A 16,496-nucleotide genomic window follows, 5' to 3' on the forward strand; every position below is an offset into this window, starting at 1 on the left:
CCCGGCTGGTGAGCTGCGAGAGCGGCAAGTTTCGGGATTGCCTTGTTCGCCATATCGAAGAAATGCTTGTCGAGCTCGACGCCGATACTCTCGTAGCCTACGGCATTCGCGGCGGCGAGGGTGGACCCGCCACCCATGAACGGATCAAGCACCACGCCTTTACCGAGCGGCAAGACCGCCCGCACCACTTGGCGCATGAATGCCTGCGGCTTCAATGACGGATGAGCGGCGATCTTGCGCTCTGACGAGGGCGTCGGATGCGACCGGATCAGATCGCCGAAGGGCTGGGCTTTCGAGGGTCGGCGGAAACCGCCCGTGCCCCACTTCCGCAGGTTATCTTGCACCCGCCCTTCCAATGGCATCCGCAAGATAACCCATGGTTCCCACTGTGATCGGGGCATCACCGAGACTTCGTCAAATTCTGTGTGAGCATTCTTCGGCCGATCACCGCCGCGCATTGTCATAACCTGCCGAGAAATATACCCGCGCAGTTCTAACCCTGCCTCCGCCATAGCGCTCGCCACGATGTGCGCCAGCAGGGGATTCGATGCGACTACGATGTTTGCTCCCGGTACGGTCGCACGCGACATCAGGATGCCGAAACGCTTGAAGAAGTCGTGCAACTCGCGACGGTCATTATCGCTCAATACGGTGAAGCGGGGCAGGGGTGCCCGCTGGTGGCCGTCAAAGGCAGGGGGGACACGCCATATCCCGCCTTTGTTGCCGGCGCGCAGCTTCGCCGTTTCCTTTGCGGTGTATTCGACCAAGCCGTAGGGCGGGTCAGTCACGACCGCATGAATCGAATGAGCAGGCTGTTGCGCCAGCCATTTGAAGCAGTCGGCATGATAGAGCTTGGCCTTGTCGATCGACACGGCGGTAAACTCCGCAGCCGGCTTGTTGTTCTCCAATACATGCAGATGACCGTTCACGTTGAGCCGGTAGCGGCCCCAGCCCGTCCGCTCGAAGGTTTGCGGTGTATTGAGATTCAAATACGACCTTACCGAAGAGGGCGCTACATCGCCAAGGCGGGTTTTCACCGCGCTCAGGATTTCGCCTGTCGAGGCGTCAGAGCCAACAACGCTCAAGAAATCGATTATGGAATCGCGTATGGTGCCGGGAGCCAGCGACATGAATCAGTCCACCCTCTTACGGGGGCACCATCAGCGATTGACGTCTAGACGTCAACTAACAATTCATATTTCATTACATTTTCATCATCGCGCCCTTTGTTCGACGCGCCGCAGGCGTGGAGAACCCGGAGCGGAGCGAAGGGCGGGACGCCCTTCGTCCCGACAGGTTCAGGATTCCATAGGAGCGCAGGCGGCGTCAAAAGCGGCCCTTGGGCCGGGATCGGAGCCACGCGCAGCGGGCATCATCACCAGATGGGGCCCGCGAGCATGGCGAGAACCCACCTTTTGACGCTGCCGAGCGCTATGGTTGCCCTTGTGCCTATGCCGGGTCGAACAGCCCTTTGAACTCGGGATCGGCATAATAGGCGAGCTTGCCGGCGACGATCGGGCGTTGCCCGGCGAGGAACAGCAGTTCGGCGTTTTGCGGCAGGTTGCGGACCTCATCGGGTGTGAGCAGCGGCCGGCCGGAATGATGCTCGCCGTAGGAGATCCCTGACTTTTCGGAATCGAGCGCCTGGCCCATCGTCTTGAACACGGCGGTTTCCTGGCCGAGCAGATCGGAGACGAGGCGGGCGCTGTCGTGATCGTTGACGCCGAAGACCTGCAGGGCGCCGGCGTTGGACAGGAAGGTGCCGGCGCGGGTGCCGTATGTGGCGCGGAGCTGGTGAACGTCCTGCAGGATCGGCCAGAGCTGGACGCCGTAGCCGGCCATGAGGCCCATAGCGCGCTCGACGGGCGCGAGATGGCCGAGGGCGGCGAACTCATCGAGCAGGTAGAGGACCGGGGCAGGGGACGCGCTGGCGGCCGTCTTTGCGGGATAGCGGGCCATGTCGGTGAGGCTTTGGGTGACGAGCAGGCGCAGCCATCGGGAATAGGTGGCGAGGCGATCGGGCGGCAGGACGAGGAAGACGGTGGCGGTCCTGGCCTTGAGAGCGGCAAAGCGGAAATCCGAGCGGCCGAGCACGGCGGTCATGCGGGGCGAGTCGAGGAAATGGGTATGGCGCTGCGCGGCCGACAGCACGCCGGCCGCCTCGCGATCGGACTTGCCGAGGTGGCGGTTGGCGGCGCGGGCGACCAGGCCGCCGGCGGCGGATGACGCCTGCATGTTCTTGAGCAGGGCGGTGAAGGTTTCCGGCGACAGGGTGAGGTTTTCGCGGAGGGTGGCGAGGGTGCGCCGGTCGCGCGGTTCGTTGGCGACGATATGGAGGATGATGCCGCCGATCAGCGCCTTGGCTTCTTCGTTCCAATGCGCCTCGCCGGCCGCGCCCGGATCGTCATAGACCAGGGCGTCGGCCAGGGTAGAGGCATCTTCGGCGACATCGAGGCCGTCAGGGTCGAGCGCATCGAGGGGATTGAAGGCGGCCGAGCGCTGGCCGGTGACGCCGAAGGGGTCGAGGATATGGACCGGGCCGAATGATTGGCGGGCGCGGCCGGCGATCCTGGCATTCTCGCCCTTGGGGTCGATGCAGATCACGGAGCGGTTTGCGGTCAGCAGATTCGGGATGATGGTTCCCACGCCCTTGCCGGTGCGTGTCGGTGCCATCGTCAGCAGATGGGCCGGGCCGTCATAGCGCAGCAGCTTTTTGGATTTCGGATGGCGGCCGATCAGCAGGCCGGAACCGGCGCGGGTGAGGGGAGCCACTTCCTTGTCGGTGGCGAAGCGGGCCGAGCCGTGGGTGTCGGCGTCCACGTCCCCGAAATGGTCGATCATCGGCCGGGAGAGGAAGCGGAACAGGAACAGCAGGATGAAAGCGGCGTAGGCGAGGTTGACGACATTCCAGAGCGCCCCGCCGCGCTCGACGCCGGCCCATTGCACGAGCCCCATGAGTCCGAAGCCGACGACGAACACGACGAAGACGAAGAACAGGCCGTAATGATAGAAATAGGCGATGGCGCGAAACGGGCCGCTGATAATGCTGGTGAAGGCCCATAGCGGATCGCCGGCGGCAACGCGCAGCATGTTCCTGAAGGCGGCCCAGGCGAGGCGGAAATCGGTCACGAGGCCGGTCCCCGATCCGATGGGGTCGCCAGCAGATCGGCAAACAGTTCCTTGTCCATGTCGCGGGTGAGAAAGCCGGGCAGCTCGCGGCGCAGCCAATCGGGGAGCTGCCTGGAGATTTCATCGGGGCCGTGTTCGAGGCGATGGAGGACGAGCGCGCCGAGCAGCACCTTGCGTCGTGTGTCCCTGGCGCGTTCCTGTTTCGACAGCCTGGCCTTGAGCGTGGCGCGCTGCGCATCCAGTTCGGCCAATCGCTGTTCGATCGTCTTGCGCGCCATCGCATCGTCTCCCTCTTTTCGGCCGTCTGATTTTATCAGCGCCATGTCGTTTTTCCACCCATCGCCGCCATATTCACCTTCTTCCGGTTGAAATATTGCGCTGACAGACGCACAATCGCGACCTCAATTGTTTCGCACAGAGCTTGCCGCAGCGCCACACCGGAGGCATGAAAGAGCGGAGCGATTGAATTACGAAGGGCGCACTTACGAGTTGCTTCGCAACTCAGCGCGCCGCTGACGCAGAGAGAGCGGCGGAGCCGGTCGGCAGGAGAGGGAAGCGGCGCTTGGCGATCTACCATTTCAGCATGAAGCCGGTTTCGCGGAAGGCAGGGCGCAGCGCGGTTGCTGCGATGGCCTATCGCGCCGGCGAAAAGTTGACCAACGAGCGCGACGGGATCACGCACGACTACACGGCCAAGCAGGGCGTCGAACATGCCGAGATCGTCTTGCCCGAACCGGGTGCCGGCCCCATAGGCGTCAACGCCGATTGGGCACGGGACCGCTCGGCCTTGTGGAACGCCGCCGAGTTTGCCGAGAAGCGGAAAGACGCCCGCGTTGCCCGCGAGTTCGAGGTTGCCTTGCCGCATGAGCTGTCGGCCGAGCAGCGGCTAGAGGCCACGCGGGAAATGGCGCAGGAGCTTGCCGACCGCTACGGGGCGGCCGTGGATTTCGCCATCCATGCGCCGCACGAGGCGAGCGACGTTCGCAACCACCATGCCCACATTCTCATGACCACGCGCCAGGTGACGGAGGAAGGGCTGGGCGAGAAGACCTATCTTGAGCGCGAAAACAAATGGCTGTTGGCGCACGATCTTCCGACGACCGACATGCAGCTTCGCGACCTTCGCCAGAAATGGGAGGGGATCGCCAATGAGCGGCTGGCAATGGCCGGCCTGGATATTCGCATCGACCATCGCTCGCACATGGAGCGCGGGCTTGAGATCGCGCCGACCGAGCATATGGGGGTGCACGCCACGCAGATGGACAGGCGCGGCCTCGACGTGTCGCGGGCGCGGCTGGACAGGCAAGCGGCAGCGCGCAACGCGGACCTCATCAGGGAGAAGCCGGAGCAGGTTCTTACGATCATCACCGGCGAAAAGAGCGTGTTCGATCGGCGCGACGTGGCGCGGGCGCTGCATCGCTATATCAACGACGACCCGCAGGAGTTCCGGAACGCCTTTGCGACGGTGATGGCCTCGCCGGCGCTGGTCGAGCTTCAGCCGGAGCGCACGAACGCCGAGACAGGCGAGGTCGAGCTTGCGCGCTATTCGACCCGCGAAATGGTCGAGATCGAATCCGGCATGGTGGCGTCGGCCGAGCGGCTGCACCAGGCGCGCAATCATGGCGTCGATCGCCGGCATGTCGATCGCGCCATAGAGCGCCAGGACGCCGCCCTTCAGCGGAGCGCGGGCGATGCTTCCGCGCGGCTTTCGGACGAGCAGCGGGCGGCGATCGAGCATGTCACCGGCCGGGAACGCATCGCGGCCGTTGTCGGTTTCGCCGGCGCTGGCAAGTCCACCATGCTCGCCGCCGCGCGCGAGGCGTGGGAGGCCGAGGGCTATACGGTTCACGGTGCGGCCTTGTCGGGCAAGGCGGCCGAGGGGTTGGAGGAATCGTCCGGCATTCAGAGCCGCACGCTGGCGGGATGGGATTACGGCTGGCAGGCCGGCCGCAACCAGCTCGGCCGCGGCGACGTGTTCGTGATCGACGAGGCGGGCATGATCGGGAGCCGCCAGCTTTCCCGGTTCGTCAACGAGGCCGAAGCGCGCGGGGCGAAGATCGTGCTTGTCGGCGACCATGAACAGCTACAGGCGATCGGGGCGGGTGCTGCGTTCCGCGCCATTGCCGAGCAGATCGGCCATGCCGAGCTTTCCGAAATACGCCGGCAGCGCGTGGACTGGCAGCGGGAGGCGTCGGTTGCCTTCGCCACGCACCGGACGGCCGAGGGCCTGGCCGCCTATCGGGAGCATGGCGATATTCGATTCAGCGAGAGCGGCGAGGATGCGCGGGGCGAGATCGTGCGCGATTATCTAGCCGATCGCGATCAGCGTCCGGACGGCACCCGCGTTGCGATGGCGCATCGCCGTGCCGATGTTCGCGCCATCAACGAGGCGATCCGGAGCGAGCTACAGGAGCGGGGCAAGCTGGCACGGGCCAACGTGGCCGAGGACGGGCCAGGATCGGGCGACGTCGCCCAGGAGGCCACCCAAGAGCGGAAAGGGCCGGCCGGCGGGCTGACCTTCCAGACCAATGACGGCAAGCGTGATTTTGCGACGGGCGACCGCATCGTGTTCCTCGAAAACAATCGCGACCTTCGCGTCAAGAACGGGATGCTCGCGACGGTCGATCATGTCGAGCCAGGGCGGATCATCGCCACGCTCGACGGGCCGAAGGGCGCGGAGGGGCGCAGCGTTGCCGTGCCGATGAACGACTATCAGGCAATCGACCACGGCTATGCGACGACGATTCACAAGAACCAGGGCGCGACCGTCGATCGCAGTTTTGTGCTGGCATCGGGGACGATGGACCGGCATCTAACTTATGTCGCCATGACCCGGCATCGCGACGGCGCGCAGCTCTACGCGGCCCATGACGAGTTTGCCGACCGTCATGCCGGCCAAACGTTGGCTTCGGGCCGCTTAGTCGAGCATGGGGTCGCCCCCTATGAGCACCAGCAAGGAAATAGCCAAAGCTATTTCGTCACGCTGGAAAACGACAAGGGCCAGCGCCATACCGTTTGGGGCGTCGATCTTGAACGCGCCATGAAGGAATCCGGTGCGGAGGTCGGAGACAAGATCGGCCTTGAGCATCGCGGATCGGAGCCGGTTCGCCTTCCGGACGGGACCACGGCCGAGCGCAATTCGTGGAAGGTGCGGGACGCTGGCGAGCTGGCCTATAGCCAGCTTGAAAGCCGCCTGTCGCGGTCGGGCGTGAAGGAAACCACGCTCGATTATGCCCAGGACTTTGCCGAGCGGCGGGGCATCGCGGAGCGCATGGGCGTCCGCAGCGAGATCGAGATTCCCGACGATCGTGCCGCCGAGCTGCGTCCGGACAGGGAGCCGGCGGCCGAAAGATCGGTCCCGGCCACTTTGGGCTTAGGGGGGATAGGGGAGGGCCGGGACCAGGCTCGCGAAACCGCGAGTGCCGGCAGATTGCGTCCTGGCATCGCGAAAAACAAGGGCGAGGATCTCGCGCGGGTTTCCCGCGCCGAGGATCTCGCCCAGGATCGCGGCGATCGACAGCAGCGCCGCAGCCGGTTCGAGGGCCTGAAACTGTCACGGAGCGCGCCGGCTAATCAGCCGACCGCGCAGGACCGCGACGAACGGCCCCAGGATCGGCCAGAGAAGGCCGAGACGCGCCGGCGCGGTATGTTCGACGGGTTGCGGCTCAATGTTGGCCCGGCCGGCCGTGAGGCTTCCCAGGAGCCGGGAGAACGGCCGGAAAGGGAAGGGAGCTTGCGGCAAGCGCCGGCGCAGGACCGGCTTGCCGAACGGTTACGGCCGCAGTCGGAGTTCGAGCAGGCCGTTGATCGCTATGCCCGCGCCTATGAATCCGCCCACAGGCAGCGGCGCGAGGGCCTTCCGATCCTCGACGCGCAGCGTCAGGATTTGCGCGAGGCCGGCCTTGAGCTCGATCAGGCGCGGCCGGGCGCGCGCGATCTGATGCGGTCGGCGCTGCGCTACGATCCGGACATGCAGCGCAGCATGACCGAGCTTTCCGGCCGGCCGCGCGTCGGCCAGGTCATCGAGCGGCTGGACCACGAGCGCGCCATGCAGGCCGATCCGAATGTCAGGGCCGATCGTTTCGTTGAACGCTGGCAGGCGTTGCAGGAGCAGCGCCAGCAGCTTCGCGGCTGGCAGCACGACGAGGCGCGCGGCAAGGTGGAAGGCCAGATGAACGGCTTGACCAAGAGCCTTGAACGCGACCCCCAGGTTGAATCCATCCTGCGCAATCGCCGTCAGGAACTCGGAATCGGCCAGCATACGCGCCAGAGCGAGAGGATTTCGTGGGAGCTGCAACAGAGCCTCACGCGCGGCCGATCGCTCGGGCTTGAACGGTAGGAGACGCCATGACCGACGATGACAGGGAAGGATTCGAGCCGCAGGACGCGCCCGACGACGCCGGCGACCCGGCCGCCGCGTTCGAGGCGTTACGGCGGTCGGTCGAGAAGCTGACCCGCGACCTTGGCGGCGAAATGACCGTCATCCGGCGCGGCGTGGAAACGGCGTTCGACCAGCTTGAGAAACTACAGCAGCCGACCGACTACGGCCCCGATCTTGGCCGCATCGTCCAGCAGCTCGCCCATGTCGGTATGCGTCTTGAGGCGGTCGAGCAATCGCCGGTCCTGCGCAATGGCCCGGAACATTACGCCCGCGCGCTCGAGCGCGGCGGCGAAAGCCTGGTCAACACCGCCGCGCGGCAGCTCGAGCGCCAGGCAACTGACCTCGAGCGCTCCGCCAATAGTCTGGCCCGCCGCCTCGCCGGCGCGCGCGAACGGTATGTTCAGGATCGTTGGTTGTGGAGCGCGGGAACTGCCGGCCTGGTCGCCGGTGTGCTGTTGACGCTGTTTTTGCCGCGCGCGCTGCCATTCTCGGCTGATACCCGTACTGCCGCCCTTATCATGGGGAGCGATCGCATCAGCGCTGGCTACGCCATGATTGGCGCGGCCGACCCACTCGAAACCGGCAAGATGGAGTGGGGGCGCAGGTTCTATGATTTCAATGGCGATCCGATATCCGCCTGTTTGAAGACGGCGAAACAGACAGGGAAGGACCAGAAATGCACCATTACCGTGCCGGCGATGGCGCAGCAGTAGAGGAACCAGGCATGGCGCGATTCAAGTGCGATCGGTGCAGTTTCGACGGCCACAGACATTGGACCGGCGAGCGGAAATGCCCATCTTGCGGGGAAACCTACAAGCTCCGGGTCGCGATCGGCGTGGAGGAAATGACCGGCGCGGAGGTTGCGGAGTTCGAGGAAGCCTTGGCCAGCTAGGCGCGAAATAGGTGTTGCGGGCTTCAGGAATTTCGCGACAATGCCGGCCAGCCATTGGTCCTATGATCAATCCACTTAACGGGACACGGTCATTAAAAGTTAAAAGCTTGGATTTGCTAGTTTGGGCCAAGGAGATAGACGCTCGAACGTGCGGGAAGCTCGTAAAACCAAGCCGTCATCGAGGCGCCTTCCGATAATCTGCATCCCGATTGGGAGGCCGTCATGAGAAAATCCACAAGGAACGGAGGCGGCAGGATTTCCTGTGAAGTTGAAGGGATAAGTCAGGAACCAGCCCAGAAGGCGATTGATCGACGCGCCGTTGATCGTAGCTGGTGGCCCATTCTCAATAGGGAAGGCGGAAACTGCTGTTGTTGGGCAGATCAACACATCATACTTGTCAAAAATAGAACACAGCCTACTCCAAACGACTTCGCGCATGAGATTTGCGCGGCCAAATTCGACGGCACTCAATCGCCGGCCTTGTTCGATCAGGCCCTGAACCACTGGCTCAAGCAACGAGAATTCGCTGTCCGTGATGTTGGAATAGACAGTCGCCAACTTTGCACACCAGAGGGTGAAGAAAGCCGCCTCCAATTCACGGTCGAAGTCCACCTCCACCTCGTCGACGACGCAACCTAGCGCCGCAAACGCCTCCGTGGCCCTTGTACAGGCTAGTTTCACCTCATCGGACACCTCAAAGTACCCCAAATTCACGCTGAATGCCACGCGCAGGCCGGCAACCCCGTGGTCAAGAGACATCAGCACATCCTGGTCAGTCGGAACGGAGAACGGATCAGCGCTGTCGGCTCCAACCATCGCCTGATATAGGAGCGTGGCATCGCCCACGCTTCGCGCCAGGGGACCATTGTGGAAGAACGGAGTGTGGCTGGAGAATGGGCCAGCGACATCGGGCACTCGCCCGTAGCTTGGTTTGAAGCCGAAGATTCCGCACATGCTCGCCGGGATTCGGATCGATCCCGCACCATCGCTACCCTCTGCAAACGGAACCAATCCCGCAGCTACGGCAGCGGCTGAGCCCCCACTCGATCCACCAGGAGTGCGATCGAGACGCCACGGGTTGCGCGTCGGGCCGAAAATGAGATTATCCGTCTCGCCTTTATGCCCAAACTCCGGTGTATTTGTTTTGCCGATGACAATGGCTCCGGCTTTCTTGAGCCTCCTGACGAGCTCAGCGTCCTCAGCTGGCACGGCGTTTTCGAAAAGACGCGAGCCGCGCGTGGTCCTAACTCCCTTAGTCGGGGTCAAATCCTTGAGCGCCACCGGCAGGCCGTGGAGCGGTCCGATCGGAGAACCGCTTGTGAAGGCTTGATCGGCTTGCGCCGCCGCAGCGAGCGCCGCTTCGTGTAGGACGGTACAAAATGCATTTATCTTTGGATTGATGTCATCGATCCTTTTCAAGAAAGCCGAGGTAACTTCCAGGCATGATAGCTCGCGCTCGCGAATCAGCCCGGCTAATACCTGTGCAGGCTTCCTCGTAATCTCGTCGATGGATGTCATCTTGCTATCCGTCATGTTGAATGTGATTGACTTTCAGGAATATCGGCCGGCGCTTCTACTCTGCCATAAAGCTGCAAGGTAACATCGCGGAACTCGCGCGCTGCAGGCGCCATGTCTCCGGGCCGCTGAACTAGAAGGGTTTTGAGCCAAATCGGGCAAGCTAATTCCGCTACCGTAGCGCCCGCTGCAGAAGCGAGTTCTCCGACAAATCTCGGCAGAATTGCCGCCCCAGCTCCGGAGACGACGAGTGGAACGTAAGCTTCCCGGTACTCAATTCGAACAGCAATTGCATTCTGTACCAGATCTGGATAATTCGCCCGAAGCTCCATATACGGAGGCGATGTTTCCCACCACGGTCCTACAATCAGGCCGCGTGCCACGATATCCTCAAGTGAAATCACGCCATCGTCTGCAATAACCGTCCCGGGTGGTAGGATTCCAACATAGTCTTGGGGCTCGAGCGGGTGGGCGATCAGGCCATGCGCAAGTTCGCTATCGTCAGTGAATCCTAGCTCGCACCGACCATCCCGGACCATTTCGGCGACTTCCGGTATCCGCGCCCATGTTGGGCCTTTAATGTGTATCGTTACGGCGGGATGTTCCTTCCGGAATGCCCCAACGACCGCGCCAACCGGCCATTCGGCAAGCGGAGGAAAGGTCGCTATGTCTAACCGCCCGCCTGCCAGACCCATCACATCTGCGACGATCGCACGAATTGTGCCGAGATCCCTTAACGCCTGCCGTGCCGGTGTTAAGGCTGCGTGACCCGCTGCAGTAAGGATGGCGTGACGACCGGTACGCAAGAACAGCTTAGTACGGAGTTCTCTCTCCAACTGTCCGATGGCTTGCGAAATAGCCGACTGGGTCACGTTCAGTGCTGCCGACGCACGCCCAAATCCGCCCTGCTCTGCGACTGCAACGAAGTATTCCAGTTGTCGGCGCTCCATGGAATCATTCCAGCGACTGTTTCAGGCCATCCATCAAATTTCTGAGAAAATTGGTATTATTACCAGCCTCGAATTGTGACAGCGATACCTGAAAGCAATGCGAACGCGAGCACAAGTGTTCGAACGAGGGGGCCGTCGATCTTGTGGTGGATAGCGCTACTTAGCAGCGCACCAAGACCTAGGACAGGAAGCAGAAACAGAGCCATTTGGATCTGCTCGGCATCAATTTGGCCTGAAGCCGAAAGCACAATGAGAGATATAATCTCCCCAAGTAGAAAACATGTCGCAATCGTTGAACGTAACACAGGTGCGGATCGGTGCTGATAGGCCAGAGCCAGTGGCGGCCCGCCAATTCCTGTGGCCGTCTCGGTGACTCCTGTTATGGCACCAACGGCGATTAACGCTCGGCTGCCCGGTTTGAATGGGGGAGCAATCAAAGAGACTGATGCAGCAAAGATCGTCGATATCCCAACAAGGAGATTGAGATTGTTAAGAGGGATGGCAAGAAGCAACCACAACCCACCTCCGGTGCCTGCCACACGTCCTGCCATGATCCATGCCGCGCCCATAACATCGACGGCACGGCGCTCCCTCCAAGCTACAAACAGGTTCAATGGAATCATCAAAACGAGAACAAGAACAGGTAGTAATTTCGGGTCAATCAACCCGATAATTGGCGCCGCGATCAACGCAAATCCAAGGCCTGTTGTGCCCTGCACGAACGCAGCAACAAATATTACCAGCGCTGATAAGGCAAAAATACCAACACTCACTACATTCACCCTTATTTTCGAGTACTCTCGATAGGAAGTTGCTCTTATCATGTCTTAGTAATATTCTGGTTTACACGTGATCCGTATGGATACACCAACACCTGTCACTAGCTCGATGCGTACGCAGCGCAGAGGCACTCCGCATTTCGTGACTGGACCTATCGGCGGAAATAGTGGGGCACGCAGTCGAGATTGAGCGTGCCCCACTGATTGCTCCCGTTGAGATGTCAAGATGTCACGGCAGTACCGGCGGAATATACTGCAGCGTCTTAGAGAAGAGCCATGTCATGAAAAGGACGAGCGGCGCATTGATCAAAAACTGCAGGAACGTAAACCCAACAACATCGCGAGGTCTAAGCGAAACGAGGCCAAGCACCGGGATCATCCAGAACGGATTGATGAGATTCGGTAGCGCCTCTGCGGCGTTGTAGATTTGAACGGTCCAGCCTAAGTGTGCCTTCACGTCGATTGCCGCCTGCATGACATATGGCGCTTCAACTAGCCATTTGCCTCCCCCAGACGGAATGAAGATTCCGAGCACGGCCGAATAGACCGCGACGGCCGGATCGAATAGGTCCCGACCGACGTTGGTAAAGGCACCTGCAATTGCTGAGGCCAATGTCGCGCCATCCGGAGCGGCTGCATGGGTAAGAATGGCTGCAACACCTGCATAAAACGGAAACTGAATCAGCACACCGCTAACGGAAGGCACCGCTTCCGAACACGGATTGGGTGAAGCTTCGCGGTGTCCCGTGCAACAGGAGGCCAAGCATCAGGAAGAGGAAGTTGTAAATGTTGAGGTTAGAGATGGCTTTAAGAAAACCCATCTCCGCGAACGTGAGTGCGAGAAACGCCGCTCCCAGGCAGACGATAATCAGGCTCAGGCCCCGGCTACATTCGAGCCATTCGCCAGGGCGCTCCGCTTTTTGCGTCGGCACCGGTTTAATGTTTAGATCGATACCGAGTGAGGTTGCGGTAACGGCATGTGATCCGCGCGGCGCAGAAAAGTACGCAACGGCGATAGTAACGGTGAGCAGAACTCCCGCCATCACCATTGATTGCCACAGGAAGATTGTCTGGCTGAAAGGGATCACGCCTGTGATTTGCAAAAGGGCAGGGGGTAGACTTGCGGCGTTTGCCATCAATTGTGCTGGCGCAGAACTCACGCCGAGTGCCCATACACTGCCGACGCCGAGGATCGCCGCAGCAGAAGCAGCCCTGTAATCAAGGTGTGGATGTCGCCGCGCTAGTTCCTTCACGAGCAGTGCGCCGAATATAAGGCTGAATGCCCAGTTGAGCAGAGAGCTGCCACAGCTTATCGCAGCCACAAAGGCTACAGCCGACGGCCCTGACCGAGGAATGCCTGCAAGCCACCGGATTGCTCTAGTAGCAATCGGGGAACTCGCAACAACATAGCCGCCAATCACGACCAGTGAGGCTTGGAGCGTGAATGTGATCAAGTTCCAAAAACCATCGCCAAACGCTTTGACGATCGAAGAGACTGGGGCACCGATCGCCAACGAGCCAGTGAAGCTGATAAGGACGGCTAAAAGGACGAAAACGAACGCATCGGGAAACCACTTCTCCATCCACGCGGCAAATCGTAGAGCAGTGCGAGATAAGATGTTCTCGTCATCGGACGGTCCCACGGGTTGTCTACTTGGCGAATCTAAATGCTTTGGTCCCGTAGCCTGGGGCATTTCGATATGCATGATCTCATCCTCCCTAGCGGTTTGCGTCTCCGAGGTGTGGCAGTGCCGCCCACAATTCTTCGCACGCCCACACGTTCGCTAGTTCGCTAGTCGCGAGCGTGAGCCTGTTCGACGCACAAATGATCCAGTTTTGTGGGCCGCTCTCTGCGCGGCTCTCTGCGGATTGACCGCTCACAAGTATCAGCCACATTATTGCATCATAAGTCAAATTAATTGATTTAATGAAAGGCATTACCGTAGCTAATCATAAGTGCTCCCATATCTGAGGGCAGCGCGTTGAAAGTAAGCGTTGGGGTATAAGCGGCGGTGCAAAAATCGGCCACGGTAGCGGCGGGATAGTCCCGCTTCGGGCGGCGTAAAAGCCGGCCACCTATTGTCCTTCTGCAACGAGCGCAGGAGGGTTAGGGATCTACACCGTGGAATTGTATCTGAAGGTCCGTCTGGCCTGCTCGGAAGGGATGAGCCGGCGTCAGGCGGCGAAGCATTTCAACATATCGCGCGACAGCGTAGCCAAGATGCTGTCGTATTCGACCCCTCCGGGCTACCGTCGGCGGTCACCGGTCCGGCGGCCGAAGCTCGACGCGTTCGTTTCGACCATCGATCGCTGGCTGGACGAGGACAGACAAGTGCCGCGCAAGCAACGCCATACGGCCAAGCGGGTGTTTGACCGGCTACGAGACGAATGCGGGTTCACCGGCGGCTACACGATCATCAAGGACTACATGCGTGAACGGGAACAGCGTCGCCAGGAGGTGTTCGTGCCGCTGGCGCATCCGCCAGGCCACGCGCAGGCCGACTTCGGCGAGGCGATGGTGGTGATCGGCGGCATAGAACGGAAGGCGCGCTTCTTCGTGCTCGACCTGCCACATAGCGACGCCTGCTATGTTCGTGCCTATCCGGCGGCGGTGTCGGAGGCCTGGGTCGATGGCCACATCCATGCGTTCGCCTTCTTCGGCGCGGTGCCGCAGTCGATCGTCTACGACAACGACCGCTGCCTGGTGGCGAAGATCCTGCCCGACGGCACGCGCAAGCGCGCGGTGCTGTTCAGCGGCTTCCTGTCTCATTACCTGATCCGGGACCGTTACGGCCGTCCCGGCAAGGGCAATGACAAGGGAAGCGTCGAGGGCCTCGTCGGCTATGCGCGGCGCAACTTCATGGTGCCGATCCCGCAGTTTGCGACATGGGATGAGTTCAACGTCTGGCTGGAAGAGCAATGCCGCAAGCGTCAGCATGACAGACTGCGCGGCGAGAACGAGACGATCGGGGAACGGCTGCAGCGCGATCTTGCTGCCATGCATTCATTGCCGGCTTCGCCCTTCGATGCCTGCGACCAGGCCAGCGCCAAAGTGACGGCGCAGTCGCTGGTGCGCTACAAGACCAACGACTATTCGGTGCCGGTCGCCTTCGGCCATCAGGACGTCTGGGTCCGGGGCTATGTCGACGAGGTGGTGATCGGCTGCCGCGGCGATATCATCGCTCGCCATTCCCGCAGCTGGGAGCGGGAAGACGTCGTCTTCGATCCGCTGCACTACCTGCCGCTGATCGAGCAGAAGATCAATTCACTGGATCAGGCAGCGCCCTTGCAGGGTTGGGACCTTCCCGGGGAGTTCGCCACGCTGCGCCGCCTGATGGAGGCGAGGATGAACAAGCACGGCCGGCGCGAGTATGTGCAGGTGCTGCGCCTGCTGGAAAGCTTCGAACTCGCCGATCTGCATGCGGCGGTGAAGCAGGCCCTGCATCTCGGTGCGGTCGGCTTCGACGCCGTCAAGCATCTTCTCCTGTGCCGGGTGGAGCGCCGGCCACCGAGACTGGATCTGTCCATCTACCCCTACCTGCCGAAGGCGAACGTCGAGACGACCTCGGCGAAGGCCTACATGCGTCTTCTGTCGACGAATGCGGGAGAAGCGGCATGAGCGCCGAAGCCCCCGAAATCCTGCTCTCCCATTACCTCAAGACCCTCAAGCTGCCGACCTTCCTGCGCGAGTATCAGAAGCTGGCCCGGCACTGCGCCACCGAGGGCGTGGATCATACCGGATATCTTGCTCGGCTCGCCGAAAGGGAGATGATCGAGCGGGATCGCCGCAAGGTCGAACGCCGCATCAAGGCGGCCAGATTCCCTGTCGTCAAAAGCCTCGACAGTTTCGACTTCGCCGCTATCCCGAAGCTCAACAGGATGCAGGTGCTGGAACTGGCACGCTGCGAATGGATCGAGCGGCGCGAGAACGTCATCGCGCTCGGTCCCAGCGGCACGGGCAAGACCCATGTCGCCCTCGGCCTCGGCCTGGCCGCCTGTCAGAAGGGCCTGTCCGTCGGCTTCACGACAGCAGCCGCGCTGGTCAGCGAGATGATGGAGGCACGCGACGAGCGGCGATTGTTACGCTTCCAGAAGCAGATGGCCGGCTACAAGCTCCTCGTCATCGACGAACTGGGCTTCGTGCCGCTCTCCAAGACCGGCGCGGAATTGCTGTTCGAGCTGATCTCGCAACGCTACGAGCGCGGCGCAACCCTGATCACCAGCAATCTTCCCTTTGACGAATGGACCGAAACGCTGGGATCAGAACGTCTGACGGGCGCGCTGCTCGATCGCGTCACCCACCACGTCAATATCCTCGAGATGAACGGCGAAAGCTATCGCCTCGCCCAAAGCCGTGCCCGAAAGGCCGGCTGAAACCCCTCTCAAAAATGGCCGACGCTGCAAGCGGGAAACTCTGGTCGGGCTACGCCCTCCCGACGTTCCCCGCTTGCACCGCTAAGTGGCCTACTTTTACGCCGCCCTGTGGCCTGATTTTGCTCCGCCGTTGACACAGCGCGTTGGCCGTTGGCGAGGAAGCCATAATGGCGGATGCGATGGAAGCCGTCGGGCAAGGTATGCAGGAGGAAGCGACGGATGAACTCGTCAGCATCGAGCGTCATGACCTTCGCCCTGCCGTGATGGCGATAATCCCGCCAGCGGAACGCGACACGGTCCTCGTCCATGCTGATCAGCCGGGAATTGGCGATGGCGACGCGATGGGTGTAGCGGCCGAGATAGGCCAGCACCTGCTCCGGCCCGCCGAAAGGCGGCTTGGCATAGACGACCCATTCGAGGCGACGGACTTCGGCGAGCACGCGAGCGAAAGCATCAGGCTTTGCCAGGTGGACACA

Annotated in this window: 14 protein-coding genes; 5 read left to right on the plus strand and 9 right to left on the minus strand. The window is 61.6% G+C overall.

Annotated features, from left to right (window positions below):
- The 3 genes from KIO76_RS30610 to KIO76_RS30620 all read right to left on the minus strand — a co-directional run.
- On the minus strand, window positions 1-1,130 hold a 1,130-nt coding region (locus KIO76_RS30610; RefSeq protein ID WP_213327468.1), incomplete at its 3' end, for a DNA-methyltransferase.
- Between the two features lie 319 nt (window positions 1,131-1,449).
- Window positions 1,450-3,129, minus strand: coding sequence for a type IV secretory system conjugative DNA transfer family protein (locus tag KIO76_RS30615; protein WP_213327469.1), 1,680 nt, complete (start codon window positions 3,127-3,129; stop codon window positions 1,450-1,452).
- On the minus strand, window positions 3,126-3,407 hold the full coding sequence (locus KIO76_RS30620) for a mobilization protein (RefSeq protein WP_213327478.1): 282 nt from the start codon (window positions 3,405-3,407) through the stop codon (window positions 3,126-3,128). The genes KIO76_RS30615 and KIO76_RS30620 overlap by 4 nt, the downstream gene beginning before the upstream one ends.
- Window positions 3,408-3,691: 284 nt before the next feature.
- On the opposite strand from KIO76_RS30620, the gene traA reads away from it, so the two are divergent.
- From traA to KIO76_RS30635, 3 genes are read left to right on the plus strand one after another with little or no spacing between them, the layout of a single operon-like run.
- On the plus strand, window positions 3,692-7,468 hold the full coding sequence (traA, locus tag KIO76_RS30625) for a Ti-type conjugative transfer relaxase TraA (RefSeq protein ID WP_213327470.1): 3,777 nt from the start codon (window positions 3,692-3,694) through the stop codon (window positions 7,466-7,468).
- An 8-nt stretch (window positions 7,469-7,476) separates the two neighbouring features.
- Window positions 7,477-8,223, plus strand: coding sequence for a DUF6118 family protein (locus KIO76_RS30630; protein WP_213327471.1), 747 nt, complete (start codon window positions 7,477-7,479; stop codon window positions 8,221-8,223).
- Window positions 8,224-8,234: 11 nt separating this feature from the next.
- Window positions 8,235-8,402, plus strand: a complete 168-nt coding sequence (locus tag KIO76_RS30635; RefSeq protein WP_213327472.1) for a hypothetical protein — start codon at window positions 8,235-8,237, stop codon at window positions 8,400-8,402.
- A 99-nt stretch (window positions 8,403-8,501) separates the two neighbouring features.
- Here KIO76_RS30635 and KIO76_RS30640 read toward each other — a convergent pair whose 3' ends face one another.
- From KIO76_RS30640 to KIO76_RS31705, 5 genes are all read right to left on the minus strand, one after another.
- Entirely contained in the window at window positions 8,502-9,920 is a 1,419-nt protein-coding gene (locus tag KIO76_RS30640; protein ID WP_213327473.1) for an amidase, read from the minus strand.
- An 11-nt stretch (window positions 9,921-9,931) separates the two neighbouring features.
- Window positions 9,932-10,867 (minus strand): LysR family transcriptional regulator, encoded by a 936-nt coding sequence (locus tag KIO76_RS30645; protein ID WP_213327474.1) that lies wholly within the window; start codon window positions 10,865-10,867, stop codon window positions 9,932-9,934.
- Window positions 10,868-10,926: 59 nt separating this feature from the next.
- A complete protein-coding gene (locus KIO76_RS30650; protein ID WP_213327475.1) occupies window positions 10,927-11,640 on the minus strand; it encodes a sulfite exporter TauE/SafE family protein in 714 nt (237 codons plus the stop codon).
- Between the two features lie 235 nt (window positions 11,641-11,875).
- The gene (locus KIO76_RS31700) at window positions 11,876-12,334 is read right to left on the minus strand and encodes a TIGR00366 family protein (protein ID WP_349629445.1); all 459 of its coding nucleotides are present in this window, start codon (window positions 12,332-12,334) and stop codon (window positions 11,876-11,878) included.
- A gap of 4 nt (window positions 12,335-12,338) precedes the next feature.
- On the minus strand, window positions 12,339-13,352 hold the full coding sequence (locus tag KIO76_RS31705) for a TIGR00366 family protein (protein WP_349629446.1): 1,014 nt from the start codon (window positions 13,350-13,352) through the stop codon (window positions 12,339-12,341).
- Between the two features lie 416 nt (window positions 13,353-13,768).
- Here KIO76_RS31705 and istA point away from each other — a divergent pair, with 416 nt between their 5' ends.
- Together istA and istB are read left to right on the plus strand one after the other, a co-directional pair.
- Window positions 13,769-15,265, plus strand: a complete 1,497-nt coding sequence (istA, locus tag KIO76_RS30660) for an IS21 family transposase (protein ID WP_213327476.1) — start codon at window positions 13,769-13,771, stop codon at window positions 15,263-15,265.
- The gene (istB, locus tag KIO76_RS30665; protein WP_213327477.1) at window positions 15,262-16,020 is read left to right on the plus strand and encodes an IS21-like element helper ATPase IstB; all 759 of its coding nucleotides are present in this window, start codon (window positions 15,262-15,264) and stop codon (window positions 16,018-16,020) included. Before istA ends, istB begins: the two co-directional genes overlap by 4 nt.
- Before the next feature lie 8 nt (window positions 16,021-16,028).
- On the opposite strand, the gene KIO76_RS30670 is transcribed toward istB, so the two are convergent.
- The coding region (locus KIO76_RS30670; protein ID WP_502761921.1) for an IS91 family transposase at window positions 16,029-16,496 on the minus strand (468 nt) is incomplete at its 5' end.

Source organism: Chelatococcus sp. YT9, from assembly GCF_018398315.1.
Taxonomy (GTDB): Bacteria; Pseudomonadota; Alphaproteobacteria; order Rhizobiales; family Beijerinckiaceae; genus Chelatococcus.